General features: G+C 70.0%; 13 protein-coding genes and 1 tRNA gene. 6 read left to right on the top strand and 8 right to left on the bottom strand.

Annotation, left to right across the window (positions count from 1 at the left end; all coding sequences use genetic code 11):
* Complete coding sequence (locus VEC11_RS11575; RefSeq protein ID WP_464131370.1) at positions 1-1047, top strand: DUF2332 domain-containing protein; 1047 nt, start codon at positions 1-3, stop codon at positions 1045-1047.
* A gap of 26 nt (positions 1048-1073) precedes the next feature.
* Here VEC11_RS11575 and VEC11_RS11570 read toward each other — a convergent pair whose 3' ends face one another.
* The 5 genes from VEC11_RS11570 to ftsE are packed head-to-tail and all read right to left on the bottom strand — an operon-like array spanning position 1074 to position 5076.
* A complete protein-coding gene (locus VEC11_RS11570; protein WP_464131368.1) occupies positions 1074-2138 on the bottom strand; it encodes a beta-N-acetylglucosaminidase domain-containing protein in 1065 nt (354 codons plus the stop codon).
* Between the two features lie 7 nt (positions 2139-2145).
* A complete protein-coding gene (locus tag VEC11_RS11565) occupies positions 2146-2832 on the bottom strand; it encodes a lysophospholipid acyltransferase family protein (RefSeq protein ID WP_464131366.1) in 687 nt (228 codons plus the stop codon).
* A 12-nt stretch (positions 2833-2844) separates the two neighbouring features.
* Positions 2845-3384, bottom strand: a complete 540-nt coding sequence (locus tag VEC11_RS11560) for a YdcF family protein (RefSeq protein ID WP_464131364.1) — start codon at positions 3382-3384, stop codon at positions 2845-2847.
* Complete coding sequence (locus VEC11_RS11555; RefSeq protein WP_464131362.1) at positions 3381-4277, bottom strand: cell division protein FtsX; 897 nt, start codon at positions 4275-4277, stop codon at positions 3381-3383. The genes VEC11_RS11560 and VEC11_RS11555 overlap by 4 nt, the downstream gene beginning before the upstream one ends.
* A gap of 10 nt (positions 4278-4287) precedes the next feature.
* The gene (ftsE, locus tag VEC11_RS11550; protein ID WP_464131360.1) at positions 4288-5076 is read right to left on the bottom strand and encodes a cell division ATP-binding protein FtsE; all 789 of its coding nucleotides are present in this window, start codon (positions 5074-5076) and stop codon (positions 4288-4290) included.
* Positions 5077-5175: 99 nt separating this feature from the next.
* On the opposite strand from ftsE, the gene VEC11_RS11545 reads away from it, so the two are divergent.
* Positions 5176-5901 (top strand): DUF3426 domain-containing protein, encoded by a 726-nt coding sequence (locus tag VEC11_RS11545; RefSeq protein WP_464131357.1) that lies wholly within the window; start codon positions 5176-5178, stop codon positions 5899-5901.
* On the opposite strand, the gene VEC11_RS11540 is transcribed toward VEC11_RS11545, so the two are convergent.
* Positions 5873-7198 (bottom strand): MATE family efflux transporter, encoded by a 1326-nt coding sequence (locus VEC11_RS11540; RefSeq protein ID WP_464131355.1) that lies wholly within the window; start codon positions 7196-7198, stop codon positions 5873-5875. The two genes, VEC11_RS11545 and VEC11_RS11540, sit on opposite strands and share 29 nt — an antisense overlap.
* A 72-nt stretch (positions 7199-7270) precedes the next feature.
* Here VEC11_RS11540 and VEC11_RS11535 point away from each other — a divergent pair, with 72 nt between their 5' ends.
* From VEC11_RS11535 to VEC11_RS11525, 3 genes are all read left to right on the top strand, one after another.
* The gene (locus tag VEC11_RS11535) at positions 7271-8371 is read left to right on the top strand and encodes a 6-phosphofructokinase (RefSeq protein WP_464131353.1); all 1101 of its coding nucleotides are present in this window, start codon (positions 7271-7273) and stop codon (positions 8369-8371) included.
* Between the two features lie 168 nt (positions 8372-8539).
* A tRNA-Leu gene (locus tag VEC11_RS11530) sits at positions 8540-8626 on the top strand.
* Between the two features lie 111 nt (positions 8627-8737).
* On the top strand, positions 8738-10099 hold the full coding sequence (locus tag VEC11_RS11525; RefSeq protein WP_464131351.1) for an amino acid permease: 1362 nt from the start codon (positions 8738-8740) through the stop codon (positions 10097-10099).
* Here VEC11_RS11525 and VEC11_RS11520 read toward each other — a convergent pair.
* Positions 10026-11180 (bottom strand): aromatic ring-hydroxylating oxygenase subunit alpha, encoded by a 1155-nt coding sequence (locus VEC11_RS11520; protein ID WP_464131349.1) that lies wholly within the window; start codon positions 11178-11180, stop codon positions 10026-10028. The two genes, VEC11_RS11525 and VEC11_RS11520, sit on opposite strands and share 74 nt — an antisense overlap.
* 433 nt (positions 11181-11613) lie before the next feature.
* Here VEC11_RS11520 and VEC11_RS11515 point away from each other — a divergent pair, with 433 nt between their 5' ends.
* Positions 11614-13668, top strand: coding sequence for a transglycosylase domain-containing protein (locus VEC11_RS11515; protein ID WP_464131347.1), 2055 nt, complete (start codon positions 11614-11616; stop codon positions 13666-13668).
* Here VEC11_RS11515 and VEC11_RS11510 read toward each other — a convergent pair.
* Positions 13665-14324 carry a M48 family metallopeptidase gene (locus VEC11_RS11510; RefSeq protein WP_464131345.1) on the bottom strand — a complete coding sequence of 220 codons (660 nt, stop codon included), beginning with the start codon at positions 14322-14324 and terminating at the stop codon, positions 13665-13667. The two genes, VEC11_RS11515 and VEC11_RS11510, sit on opposite strands and share 4 nt — an antisense overlap.
* Positions 14325-14329: the final 5 nt, after the last annotated feature.

The following is a 14329-nucleotide window of genomic DNA, read 5'->3' as shown; positions in this document are numbered from 1 at the left end:
TTGGCGACAGAGACGGAGATTCGGGCCAGCTTCGCAGAGCAGGCCCGGTTCTGCGCCGCCTTGGGGGCTCCCTTCACCGCCTTGCTCTGCGAGACGCTTGGCCGGCAGCTGGACCGGCGCACCGAAACGGGCCGCCGCGTGCTCGACTGGCCGGGCGAGCCGGGCGCATTCGGGGATGCGCTGGCGCTGCGGCTCTGTGGCGGGCTGCATTTCCTGGCCATGTCCGACCGGAATTCGGACCTTGCCCGTCTCTACCCGCCGGCACCGATCCCTGATGCGGGCGCGCTCTGGGAGGCGCTCGCCCCGGTTCTGGCTGGCGGCAAGCTCATGCCCTGGCTCGACTTCGCGCCGCAGACCAATGAGGTCGGCCGTTCCGCGGTCTTGATGAGCGGCCTGCTGACGATCGCCGACCGCCTTCCGCTGCCCATGCGCCTGTTCGAGCTGGGCGCGAGCGCCGGCCTCAACCTCGTCCTCGACCGCTATCGCTACAATCTGGGCGGCCTGCTCATCGGCAGGACGATTCACCCGGCGCCCTTGTTCAAGCCGGACTGGGAAGGGCCGCGGCCGCCCAAGGCGGAGGTCCGCATCGTCGATCGCGCCGGAGTCGATCTCAATCCCGCCCGCCTGCCGGACGATGCGATGAAGCTGAGCGCCTATATCTGGCCCGACCAGCCGGAACGCGGCCTCGCCTTGCGCGCCGCGCTCGCGGCCGCCGAATTTCATCCGCCGGAGATCGACCGGGGCGACGCCGCCGACTGGCTCGAAGACCGGTTGAAGCCCGAGCCCGAGCCCGATGTGACCCGGGTGGTGATGCACTCCGTCGCCTTCCAATATTTCGATCCCCTCAGCCAGCAACGCGTCAGGGAGCGCATCGAGGCGGCCGGCGCACAGGCCTCCGCCGCCGCCCCGCTCGCCTGGCTCCGCTTCGAGAAGGAACCCGGCGAGGAACGCCATTCGCTGCGGCTCCGGACCTGGCCGGGAGAGGAGCAATTGCTCGCCTGGACGCATCCGCACGGCCGCGCGGTGACGTGGTTAGGCGGTCGTTAGCGATGATAACAATTTCGACTCCGTAATTATTGCGTCAGCACCAGATCCTCGCCGACCGTCCAGTAACCCTCCAGCCACAAACAGATTTCCCGCGCGGCCGGGTGATCGAAGGCGGCGTAACGGGCCTGCAGGGCGGCCTTGCGCCCGCCGAGCCGGTCGAGCCCGCGATCCTGCAGCGTGAGGATGTCCTTCGTTAGGCGAAGGGCGAGCTCCTCGCCCAGAATCTCGCGCGCGGCCCGGCCGAACGCCGCAAGATAGTCATAGGATTCGCCGGTCCGATAGCTTTCAGCCAAGGTCAGCAGGGGGATGCGGCTGAGCAAAGGCTGGGAGGCCGGATTGACCCCGTGGCCGGCAATATGCGGCCCGATCGCGGCTGGCCGGCCGGTGACGCCGCGCAGGTGCAGATGCTGCGACATGCGGGCGCCGTCATTGACCGGATAATTGTCCCAGAGCATCGGCCTCCGCCCCATCTGCCCGGCGACGCGGGCGAGATGGCCGGGCGAGTATTCGCGCGAGCCGACCTCCGGCCCCGTCCAGAAGAGCTGGACGGCGGGATCGAGCAGCCGGCCGAGCTGCTCGAGATAGAAAGCCGGGCGCTGGCCGAAGGCGACGTCGAGGATCGGATCGTCGGAATAATAAGAGGGGCAGGAGAGGATCCGGCCGGCGACCCCGCGCTCGGCGGCATAATGGACGATCGCGGCCTGCCGCTCGGCGAGCTCGGGCACGTCGCCGCGCATATCGTCGAAGAGAATCGCGAGGTCGTCGAGCTTCAGCGAAGCGAGCTGGGCCAGCTTCGCCGCCAGCGCCTCCTGCCAGCCCCGGCCGCCATGGAGATGCAGCTCGAACGGGGTGAGGCCGATGCCGAAGCGGACATTCTGCGACCTGCAAATGTCCCGGAATTCCGCCAGTTTATCCATCTCCGCCGGGGGATGCGGCTCCTGCCAGCGCCGGCGGAGCCAGGGATCGGCCTTGGGCGCGTAGAGGTAGAAGCTGTAGCCGTGCGGCCTCAGGAAGCGGACCGCGTCCGCCCGCTCCGCCCAGGACCAGGGCCGGCCGAAAAAGCCCTCGATGATGCCGAGTGCCGGAGTCATCGCCCTGTCACCGGTCGAGCTCGTTGATCGCGGCGTGGACCCGCGCCTCGATCTCCGGCCGGGGCAGGCCCGGCTCGATCGGCGCAAGGAAGCGCATGGTGACGATGCCGGCGCGCTTGACGAACCGGCCGCGCGGCCAGAGCCGGCCCGAATCCACGGCGACCGGCACGACCGGCAGCTTCAGCGCCCGGTAGAGCCCGGCAAAGCCCGGTTGCAGCGGCGGCTGCGCGCCCGGCGGCACCCGCGTGCCCTCGGGGAAGATCGCGATCGGCCGGCCTTCGGCTATGGCGGATTCGGCCGCGCGCATCATCCGCCGGAGCGCCGCGGCGCCGCCCTTCCGGTCGACCGGTATGACGCCATAACGTCGCGTCACCCAGCCCCAGAGCGGGATGTCGGCGAGCTCGCGCTTCAGCACCGTGGCCGGCTCGTCGAGCATCAGGATCAGCTCCAGCGTCTCGAACATCGACTGATGCTTTGAGGCGACGAGGCAGGCGCCCCTGGGCGGCGTGCCCTCGACCTTGGTGCGCACGCCCAGCAGCAGGCGGGCGCAGAGCCGGTGATAGCGGGCCCAGCCATGGGCCCACCAGCGGATCGCCCTGGTGCCCAGCAGGCTGATCGGGAAGGAGAGCAGGACCGCAGGCACGGTGCCACCGTAGAAGATGAGCGCGAACAGGAAGGAGCGGAAGGCAGCCATCGTCCCGTTCGCCTAGAGCCCGACCAGGCCGGCGGCCCGCGCCATCAGATATTTGTTATATTCGTTGTAAATCTGGACGAAGCCGGGATTGGTGACGACCGCATCGGTCAGGATGGTGACGTCGCCGCCGACGCGCCGGCCGATCTCATAATAGGCCCGGTGCATGTGCAGGTCGCTGGTGACCAGGCGGATCGAGCGGTAGCGCCGCCGCTGCAGCCAGCGGGCGACCTCCTCGGCATTGGTGCGCGTGTCGACCGAATCCTGGCCAAGCGCGATCTTCGCGGGAAACAGGCTCGGGTCGACGCCGTAGCGCGCCGCATAATCCTGCGGCCGGGCGCCGGTCGGCACGCCGGAGATGAGGACGGCCTGCGCCCGGTCCTGCTCGAGCAGGGCGAAGCCCCGCTCCAGCCGGCCCGGGCTGCCGGTCAGCACGACGATCGCGTCGGTCCGTTCGTCGCCGGCCGCCCTGGGCAGGGTCAAAGCGAAGACCGCAAAGCCGATGCCGTAGAGCGCGAGCAGCAAGGCGACGAGGCGGATCGTCCAGCGGATCACAGCATCTTCCCGAGCGCGCGCAGGATGGTGAGCCGCGCGACCAGCATGGCGAGCAGCACGCCGAACAGAGGCAGGCCGACGAGGATGCCCCAGGCGGGCGCCGGCACGCTCGCCGAGCCGAGCAGCTCCGACCCCAGAGCGGAGACCCGCTCGCCGATGCCGATCAGCACCAGAGCGGCGAGGATGAAGCCGACGAGCCCGCCGAACAGGGCGTCGAGCGCAATCCGGCGCTGGAACAGGCGCGCGACCTGGACGTCGGTCGCGCCCATGAAATGCAGCACCTCGATCGTCGCCCGGTGCAGGTCGAGCGCCGCGCGCGCCGCCAGCACGACCGTCGCCGCGGTCGCGCCGACCATCAGCAGGACGAGCCCGGCCGCCAGCCATTTCAGCGCCCCGATCAGCGAGGCGAGCGGGGCCAGCCACTGGCCGTTATCGTCGACCCGGGCGGCAGGCGCGGCGGCGGTCACCGCGCGGGTGAGCTCGGCGAGCCGGGCATGCCCCTCGGGCGTCAGATCGACGTCGATCAGGGCCGGCACGGGGATGTCCTCGGCGATGCCGCCCTGCCCGAGCCACGGCACGAGCAGCCGGTTGATCTCCTCCTCCGGCACCGGGCGCACCGCGACCACGCCGGGCAGCCGCTGGATAGCGGCGACCGCGGCCCGGGATTGCGCCGCCTTGCGCGCCGGATTGGCCTCGACGATCTGGATGGTGACGCGCCCGCCGATCTGCTCGTCCAGGCGCGCGGCGGCGCTGGCCAGGCCCATGCCGGCGGCGGCGGCGAGGACGGTCAGGAACATCATGATCGCGATCACCCAGGGCATCGGCCCGGCGAGCCGCCCCTCGGGCAGCAGGCCGCGCTCGGCCCGGCCGAACTTGCGCACACCGCCTTTCATCGGGGCGCCCTCATTGCTCCGCCCGCTTGGGCGGGTGGCGGAGCGCGCCGGTCGGGTCGGCGATCTGGCCGCGGTCAAGGCGCAGCATCTCGGCGCGCTGGATCTCGGTCAGCAGATGCAGATCGTGGGTCGCGACGACGATCGTGGTGCCGAGCTTGTTGAGGCTGTCGAACAGAAAGAGCAGCCGCCGGGCCATGTCCGGATCGACGTTGCCGGTCGGCTCGTCGGCGACCAGCAGCTCGGGCCGGCCGATCACCGCCCGGGCGATGGCGACGCGCTGCTGCTCCCCGCCCGAGAGGGTTGCCGGCCGCGCGCTGGCCCGGTCGGCGAGGCCGACCCAGGCGAGCATCTCCCTGACCGGCGTCTCCAGATCCTTGTCGGCGACCCCCGCGACCCTGAGCGGCAGCGCGACATTGTCGAAGGTCGACAAATGCGGGACCAGCCGGAAATCCTGGAAGACGACGCCGATCCGCCGCCGGAATCCGGGCAGCCGGTCGCGCGGCATGGTGACGATGTCCTGGCCGAACAGCCGGATCAGGCCACGGCTGGGCCTGAGCGCGAGATAGAGCAGTTTCAGCAATGACGTCTTGCCGGCGCCGGACGGGCCGGTGAGGAAGTAGAACCCGCCTTCGCGCAGGGTGAAGGCGAGATCGGACAGCGTCTCGGCGCCGGTGCCGTAGCGCAGCCCGACATTCTCGAATTGAACGATCGCTCCGCTCGTGTTCAGCGGTTCGCTCCCTGCCCCCAATGCTCTGCCTGGGGGCAGCAATGGCATGCCGGTGCGGTCCGCTTCAAGCATTACGCCCTTCGACGGACCCTTTCGGGCCGTCACACGCTTGCAACAGGCGACTCGCCCGTGCTTAGAGTCGGCAACCAGTCCCGAGAGCGCGCGTAGCCGATGATCCTCTCCTGCCCGTCCTGCAAGACCCGCTATGTCGTGCCGGACAGCGCGATCGGACCGACCGGGCGCCGCGTGCGCTGCGCCAATTGCCGCTATTCCTGGGTGCAGGACCCGCCCGCGCTCGATCTCGACATGGCCGCCTCGGCCGAGCAGGCCGCCGCCGAACCGCCCGTCCCCGCCCCGCCCGCCGTCGCCCCCCGGCCCGAGCCGCCACCCCCGCCGAGCTGGACCCGGCCGGAGGAGCCGGCGCCCGAGCCCGAGCCGGAGCCGGTCCAGGAGGAGTGGGAGCCCGGCCGCCGGCCGCGCCGCAACCGGGCGAGAATGTGGACGATCATCGCCATCGTCGCGGCTTTGCTGATGGTCGCCGGCGTCGTCGCGCTGCAGGTCTTCGGCCTTCCGGAGGCGGTGCGCCGGGTTTTCCTGCCGGTGCAGAGCGCCAATGCGCTGACCATCAACGGCACGACCGAGCGCACAAGGCTGGCGAGCGGGCAGGACCTGCTCGTCCTGCATGGCGAGATCACCAACACCAGCGACGAGACCCAGCGCGTGCCGCAGATCCGGGCCGAGCTGCGCGACGGGCAGGGCCGCGTCGTCCACAGCTGGTCGATCGCGCCGCCGGTGCGCGACCTCGCGCCGCGCGAGACCCGCCGCTTCGACAGCGCCGAGCGGGACGTGCCCGCGGGCGGCCGCCAGCTCAGCCTGAGCTTCGGCCCGATCTCCTGAGCTTCAGCACGTAAAAGAAGCGGCCGAACTGGAGCGCGGCGGTGGCGAGCATGCCGATGCCGGCGGCGAAGGCGAGGCCGCCCGGGCCCCAGCCGTTCCTGACCAGCAGCAGCCCGGTGCCGCCCGTGATCAGGAAGAAGCCGATGATCCCGTTTATTCCGGCCCAGACCTGCTCGCCGAGCGAACGAAGCGAGGCGCCGAACACATATTGCAGGCCGTCGAAGACGAGGAAGGCGCCCATGATCGAAAGCATCAGGGCGGCGAGGGCAAGCACCTCGGGATCGTCGGAGAAGGGCCAGACGAGGACAGCGGAGGCCGAGACGAGCAGCAGCGAGATGAGCGCCAGCAAGCCGGCGCACAGGGTCGCGGCGAGCATCGCCCGCGGCCAGGCCTGGTCCGGCTCGCCCGCGCCCACCGCATTGCCGACCCGCACGCCCGCCGCCGAGCCGAAGCCCATGGAGAGCGCGAAGGCGATATTGTGGATGGAGAGCATGGCCTGGAAGGCGCCGGCCGCGGCATTGCCGAGCTGGGTGGAAAGCACCATCAGGGTCGAGAAGCCGGCCAGCTCAAGGGTCGCGCCGAGCGCTGGCACGAGGCCGAACCAGGCGAGCGGCCCCGCCCCCTTCAGCGCCCGGAGCAAGGCCGGGCCACTGAAATCGCGCACCCGCCGCGCCGCCGCCCGCGGCAGGAACCAGACGATCAGGATCATCGCCAGCGCCCCGGCCCAGGAGACGGTCGCGGTCGCATAGGCGGCGCCGACCGCGCCGAGGGCGGGCAGCCCCCAATGGCCGCCCACCCAGGCCCAGGCGAGCAGGCCGTTGACCGGAAGCATGAGCAGGTTGACGGTCATCACCCGCTGCGGCCGGCTGATCCCCTCCAGGAAATAAGAGGCCGCGCCGAGCAACAACTGCGCCGGAAAGCCGAGCGCCATCGCCTGGACGACATTGGCGCCGGGCCGCTGCAGCGCCCGCTCGACGCCGAACAGGCCGAGCAGGTCGAAGGCGAAGATGCCGAGCACGGCGGCGCTGACCACGCCGACGATCAGGGCGAGCGCGAGGCCCGAGCGGAAGATGTCGCCGGTCTCGGCATAGCGCTCCCCGCCGTCCGCGCGCGCGGCGAAGACGAGAATGCCGGTGAGCCCGGCAAAGCCCATGACGAGGACGATGAAGGTGACGGTGCGGCTCGCCCCCAGCGCCGCCAGCTCGGCCGTGCCGTAATGGCCGACCACGGCGACGTCGATCATGTGCATGAGCGTCCAGTTGAGGCTGGTCAGCATGATCGGCCAGGCCAGGCGCAAGATGCGCCCGGCCTCGCCACGCCATCCGTCTCTCAGGTTGTCCTCCATCGCGCCCGCCGATAGACGGTCGGGATGCGCATAGGAATACTGACCGGCGGCGGCGACGTGCCCGGGCTCAACGCCTGCATCCGCTCCGTCGTGCTCTCGGCCGACGCGCTCGGCTGGGCGGTGACCGGCTTCCGGCGGGGCTGGGAAGGGGTGATGGCGATCGACCCGGCCGATCCGGACAGCATCGCTGCGAACAGCCTGGAGCTGAACCGGGAAACGGTGCGCGGGATCGACCGGACCGGCGGCACCGTGCTCCACACCTCGCGCCGCGACCCGCGGACGATGGCGGAAGGCGACCGCACCGGCGACGTGCTGAGCGTGCTCGACGCGCTCGGCATCGACGCCATGGTGACACTCGGCGGCGACGGCACCCTGCGCTTCTCCGCCCATCTCTCCGCGCAGGGCGTGCCGGTGGTCTCCGTGCCCAAGACGATGGACAATGACGTGTTCGGCACGGATTATTGCATCGGCTTCTCGACCGCGGTCAGCCGCTCGGTCGAGGCGATCAATGCGCTGAGGACCACGGTCGAGAGCCATGAGCGGATCGGCGTGATCGAATTGTTCGGCCGGCGGAGCGGCGAGACCGCCTTGCTTGCGGGCTTCCTCGCCCAGGTCGACCGGACGGTGATCGCCGAGGTGCCGGCCGATCTCGACGTGCTGCTGCCCCTGCTCGCGGAGGACAAGGCCAGCAATCCGGCCCATTATGCGATGTGCGTGATCTCCGAGGGGGCGAGCATCGCCGGCGAGGCGAATGGCGAGGGCGAGATGTCCAAGCCCGCCAGCCAGCGCGGCGACATCGGCATCGGCCAGCGGCTGGGCAACGAGATCACCGCGCGGCTCGGCGAGGGCGTCGTCATCCAGGAGCTCGCTTACCTGATGCGCTCGGGCGAGCCGGACGCGATGGACCGGATGGTCGGCTTCGCCTTCGGCGGGCTCGCCGTGCAGCTGATCGAGCGGGGTGAGGCGGGGCGAATGGTGACCCTCTCGGACGGCAATTACAGCCACGTCCCGATCGACACTTTGCTCAAGGGCAAGAAGTCGGTCGACGTCAGCGCCCTCTACGACCGCGCCGCCTATCGCGCGCGGCTGATGCGCGTCGAGGGCATGCCGATGTTCCTGTACTGAGGGCTTTCTCCGTCATTGCGAGGAGCGGAGCGACGCGGCAATCTGGACCTTGCCGGGTTGCTTCGCTTGGCTCGCAATGACGGGTCGTGGTAGGCGTTGCGTATCGCTGACAGCGCTGCTAGAGGCCCGCTTCCTACCGGCCGGAGGAACCCCTCCGGCGCAGCACGTGCGGTCGTGGCGGAACTGGTAGACGCGCAGCGTTGAGGTCGCTGTGGCCGAAAGGCCGTGGAAGTTCGAGTCTTCTCGACCGCACCATTCATCCAGACTCAAATCGTCCGGGGGACGATTTGTGCTGGATGAATCCCGAGCGACAGCGAAGGGCCGGGCCCCCTTCCCCATCGCCCGAAAATAGCGCACCACCCGCTTATGGCGGGGGCCCCTCCACAGACCATCCACCGCAGGAAGCTCGGCTTCTGGATGTGCGTCGCCCTCGTCGTCGGCAACATGATCGGCTCCGGCGTCTTCCTGCTGCCGCGGGACCTGGCCCCGCTCGGCTGGAACTCCGTCTACGGCTGGCTGGTGACGATCGCCGGGACGCTGTGCCTCGTGACTGTGCTGACCCGGCTGGCACGTGGCCGCGCCGACAGCTGCGGCCCCTTCTCCTATCCTGCGGCCGCCTTCGGACAAGGGGTCGGCTTCGTCGTCGCCTGGAGCTACTGGATCTCGATCTGGGTCACCAACGCTACCCTCGCCGTTGCCGTGGTCCGCAACCTCGCCTTCCTCGCGCCCGGGCTGGCCGATCCCGCCCTCGGCGCGAGCATCGCCATCGGCGTCGTCTGGCTGTTCACGCTCGTCAACTGCCTGGGGGTGCGCACGGCGGGCTCCGTCCAGGTGCTGACCGTCCTGCTGAAGCTCCTGCCGCTGGGCGGCGCGATCCTGGTCGCTGTCTGGCTGCTCGGCCGGGGCGAGACGGCGCTCGCGCCGCATGGCAGCGTGCCGATCGATCTTGCCGGAATCAACGCCGCCGGTACCTTCACCCTGTTCGCCATGCTCGGCTTCGAAAGCGCGATGGCGGCCGGCGAACGCGTGGAAAATGCGGACCGGACCGTCCCCCGCGCAACGATCTGGGGGACGGCGATCACCGGGCTGATCTACCTGCTCGCCTGCTCGGCCGTCACGCTGATGCTGCCGGCCGCCGCGATCGCGGACTCGCAGGCGCCCTTCGCTCTCTTCTTCGGCGAGCTGGTCAGCCCCCAGGCGGGCGCCTTGGTCGCCCTCTTCGCAGCGATCGCCGCCCTGGGCGCGATCAACGGCTTCGTGCTGCTGCAGGGTGAGCTGCCTTTGTCGCTGGTGCGGTCGCGCCTGCTTCCCGCCTGGCTGGGCGCGGAGAATCGCCGGGAGGCGCCCTACCGGATCCACATCTTCTCGAGCGCGCTCGCCACGATCCTGATCCTGCTCAATTATTCGCGCGGGCTTGCCGACCTGTTCCAGTTCATGGTGCTGGTGACCACGTCGGTCACGATCATCTTCTACGTCGCCGGCGCGCTGGCCGCGCTGCGGCTGGCGGCAAACGGGCAGATCGAGACGTCGGCCACATTCGTCGCCATCGCTTTGGCCGGCCTCGTCTATTCGCTCTGGGCGCTTTACGGCGCAGGGATCGAGGCGAGCCTGTGGAGCATCGGCATGACCCTGGTCGGGTTGCCGCTCTATCTGATCATGCGCCTGGCAAAGCGCCCCAGCCGGGCGCCGGCGGCGAATCCAGCCTCGTCTCCGGAATCAGCCGCCTGAGCTTCTGCGCGAAGCTCCTGAGGCAGACCTCGCTGCTGCCCAGCGGCCCGGGGCGGTAATAAGCCGAATGCATGCCCTGCTGGACGCGGCGGATGAGCGTGGCGTCCTCGGCATTGACCTGGCGGTTGATCCGCCAGTTCAGGTAGCGCGCCGCGCGCATCTCCCGGCGGTCGTCCGGCAGCGCGTAGCTGATCTCGCGGATCATCGTCTCGGTCGGCCCGACCGGCACGAAATGCATGAAATCGACCTGGTCGGGATAAATGTCGAAGGCGACATTCGGCCAGAGCTTGAAATAGAGCCAGCGCCGTCCCGCCCCTGCGGGCAGGAAATGCTGATAGGCGCGCTCCGAGGGATTGGCCGACGGCCGGTCCAGCAGGTCGCCCCACATCCGGTCGACATGGGGACCGGCCTCGATCCCGTAGCCCGTGCCGAACAGGCGGGTCAGGCCGGGATGGGCGACGTTGATGTGCAGCCCGTCCGAATAATTGTCGGCGACATTCTTCCAGTTGACGTCGCGCGGGCGCAGCGTGATCCGGCCGATCGCCTGCAGCTCCTCGAACCGATGCGGCGCCACCTCCGCCTCATAGGGCGCCATCATCTGTGCGACGCTCGGCCCCCCTCCTTCCAGCCGCACGAAGGCGAAACCGCGCCAGAGCTCCAGCTCGACCGGGAGCAGGCCGAGCGCGGTCAAGTCCAGCCCCGGATAATGCTCCTTCATCGGCACCCCGACGAGGCGGCCGTCGCTGGCATAGGTCCAGGCATGATAGGGGCAGGTGAGCCGTTTAGCGCAGCCCGCCTCGCCGTCGACGAGGCGCGAGCCGCGGTGCCGGCAGACATTGGCGAACGCCCGGATCGCCCGGTCGGCGCCGCGGATGACGAGGATGGATTCGCCGTCAATCTCCAGCGTGCGCCAGTCGCCGGCGCCTGGGATGTCGTTGGCATGGCAGACGATCTGCCAGGCGGGGCGGATCAGCCGCTTCATCTCCACGCGATAATAGTCCGGATCGTGATAGACCCAGCCGGGGAGGCTGAGATCCTCCCGGTCGTCGGGCACGGGGCGCAGGCGGGCGACGTCGGACATGGCGAGCTTCCTCTGCCGCCCCTCTAGCAACCGCGCAAAAGTCGCGCCAGACGACTTTCCTCGGCCACGACGGCGCCGGCCGGGACGGCAAGTAAGGCGGCGTTAAGCCGGAACGCGCTTCTGCTTGCCCCCGTGACTCGCCGACTCTATCCAAAGGACCCAAACTTGGTGCCGGAGGCGGTCGTGACGGGTTGGCATTTGTCGTCTGGCAAGGAGCAAGAAGGGAGCGATGATCATTCATCGTGACCGCCGCGGCGACGTCGCCAGGCGGCAAAGGACAGCCCGCCGCTACGCGGTCGGCCGGAGAAGCCGGCTGGCGGCGTCGAGCCCCTTGTCCGGGCTGCCGGGCCCGGCCTTCGGCACTCTCCTACCCAGCCGGCTTCTCCGGCCGATCACGGCCCACTCCGGCACCAAGTTTGGGTCCTAACCCGCCATGGCAACTGCCGCTGAAGACCCGGGACCGAAGCAGCGTTCGCGCTTCAAGCGCTATCTGATCGCGACGCTCAAGGTCTCGCTCTACACCTTCGTGATCGCCGCGGTGGCGCTCGTGATCGCCGTCTCGGTCGCGGTCAGCCAGCTGCCCAGCTTTCCGGAGATGGTCCGGCGCGACGATCTCGGCCAGATGATCCGGGTGCGCGCCGCCAATGGCCAGATCATCCAGACGATGGGGCCGAGCTTCGGCGAGTGGATCCCCTATGAGCGGATCCCGCCGGTCATGCGCGAGGCGATCATCGCGGTCGAGGACCGGCGCTTCCGCAATCATCCGGGCGTCGACCCGATCGGCATGGTCCGCGCCACCTGGCTCAGGATCACCGAGGGGCGCTGGCGGCAGGGCGGCTCCACCATCACCCAGCAGCTCGCCCGCAACATCTTCCTGAACAGCGACCGTACCTTCGCCCGCAAGCTGCGCGAGGGCATCCTGGCGCTGGCGCTCGAATGGCAGTTCAGCAAGGAGCAGATCCTCGAACTCTATCTGAACCGCGTCTATTTCGGCGGCGGCGCCTATGGCATCGATGCCGCTTCGCGCCGCTTCTTCGGCCACAGCGCGACCCAGCTCAGCGTCGCCGAGGCCGCGATCATCGCCGGCTTGGTCAAGGCGCCCTCAAATTACTCGCCGACCGCCGATCTCGCCGCCGCGCGGGACCGCGGCCGCGTCGCGCTCGGGCTGATGGTCGAGAATGGCGCGATCACCCAGGCCCAAGCCGACGGTGCCGACATCGATTCCATCCAGCTCGCCCGCGTCGCCCAGCGGCAGGACAGCAACCGCTACTTCATCGACTGGGTGCTGCCCCAGCTCGACACGCTGATCGACGAGAGCCGGGCGCCGCTCGACGTCTGGACGACGATCGATCCCAACATGCAGCGCGCCGCCAGCGCCTCGATCAACGCCAACACGCCGCGCGGCGCGCAGGGCGCCATGGTCACGCTCGACCGGGACGGGGCCGTGCGGACGATGGTCGGCGGCCGCGACTATGTCGGCTCCAGCTACAACCGGGCGACCCAGGCCAACCGCCAGGCCGGCTCCTCGTTCAAATTGTTCGTCTATCTGACCGCGCTCGAATCGGGGTACCGGCCCGAGAGCAATGTCGCCGACGAGCCGATCACGATCGGCGGCTGGTCGCCGCGCAACAGCAACGGCCGCTTCATGGGCCCGATCCCGATCCGCATCGCCTTCGCCTATTCGGTGAACACGGTGGCGGTGCGCCTCGCCCAGCAGGTCGGGACCAGCGCCGTGGCCGACATGGCCCGCCGCTTCGGCCTGACGACGCGGATCGAGACCAATCCATCGATGGCGCTGGGCTCGAACTCCGTGCGGCTGATCGACATGACCCGGGCCTATGCCTCGGTGGCGCGCGGCGGCGTCGGGGTGACGCCCTACGGCATCCGCCGGGTGACGACGGCGGACGGCACTCTCCTCTACCAGCATCCGACGGACGAGCCGCGCGTGCTCGTCGCGCCCTGGGTGGCGGCGCAGATGACCGAGTTGCTGCAGGGCGTGGTCGAGCACGGCACCGGCCGCGGCGCGGCCCTGGGCCGGCCGACCGCGGGCAAGACCGGCACGACCAGCTCCAACAAGGACGGCTGGTTCATCGGCTTTTCGAGCGGGCTCACCACCGGCGTCTGGATGGGCCGGGACGACAATCGCGCCCTGCCCGGCCTTTCGGGCGGCCAGGCGCCCGCGCGCGCCTTCCACGATCTCATGGTCCGCGCCGTCGCCAACCGGCCGGTCGAGCAGTTCCAGACCGACGCCACCGGCCCCGAATGGGAGGTGGAGGGCGGCGACAATGCGCTGCTGGAAATCGCCCCGCCCAATGACGAGCCCTTTGTCGACGCCGACGGCAATCCGGTCGAGCGCGACGGCCCGCCGCCGCGCGACGAGATCTTCCGCCCGGACGAGGGTCTGCCGCCCGAGGATGAGGGCCTCCGCCCGCCCGATGACGACGAGCGTGATACCCGGCTGACCGAGGGTGCGCTGACCGGCGCCTAACGCGGACCGATGCGGTGGAGGGCGGCGCCCCCGCGCTTTAGCCAGGCGCGGGCCGGCCGCGGATCGGTGCCGAGGATCTCGGCGACCAGGGCATGGAAGTCGGGCCCGTGATTCAGGTGGATGAGATGCGCCACCTCATGCGCGACCGTCGCCCGCCGGACGAATTCCGGCGCGAGGATCAGCCGCCAGCTGTAGCGGATAACGCCCTTGCTTGAGCAGCTGCCCCAGCGCGAGATCGGATCGCCGATGCCGACGCGCTCGAGCCTCGCGCCCGCCTTCGCGGCATAGTCGCGGGTTTCCCGGGTCAGCACGGTCAGCGCCTCGGCCTTCAGCCAGCGCAGGATCCGGCGGTCGAGGCCGTCGAGCGGACCGCCGCAGACGAGCCGGCCGGCCTGCTGGCTGATCTTCCGCGGGCGCTCGGACACCCAGTCGATCACATGGGGCTCGCCATGCACGGGCACGATCTCGCCCGGCGCGAAGAGGCGCGGCGGCGGAATCTCGGCCAGCTGCCGCTCGATCCATTGCCGGTGCTCGCTCGCCCAGGCCAGAGCCCGGCGCTGCGAGACGCGGCGCGGCACGGTGAGCAGGACCGAGCGGGTGCGCGGGTCGACGCTGAGTCGGAGCTTGCGGGCGCGCGGCGACACCTTCAGGCGCACCGGCG

Origin of the sequence: Allosphingosinicella sp. (assembly GCF_035626655.1) — a bacterium.
GTDB lineage: Bacteria > Pseudomonadota > Alphaproteobacteria > Sphingomonadales > Sphingomonadaceae > Allosphingosinicella.
This window is presented reverse-complemented; position numbering and strand designations above follow the sequence as displayed.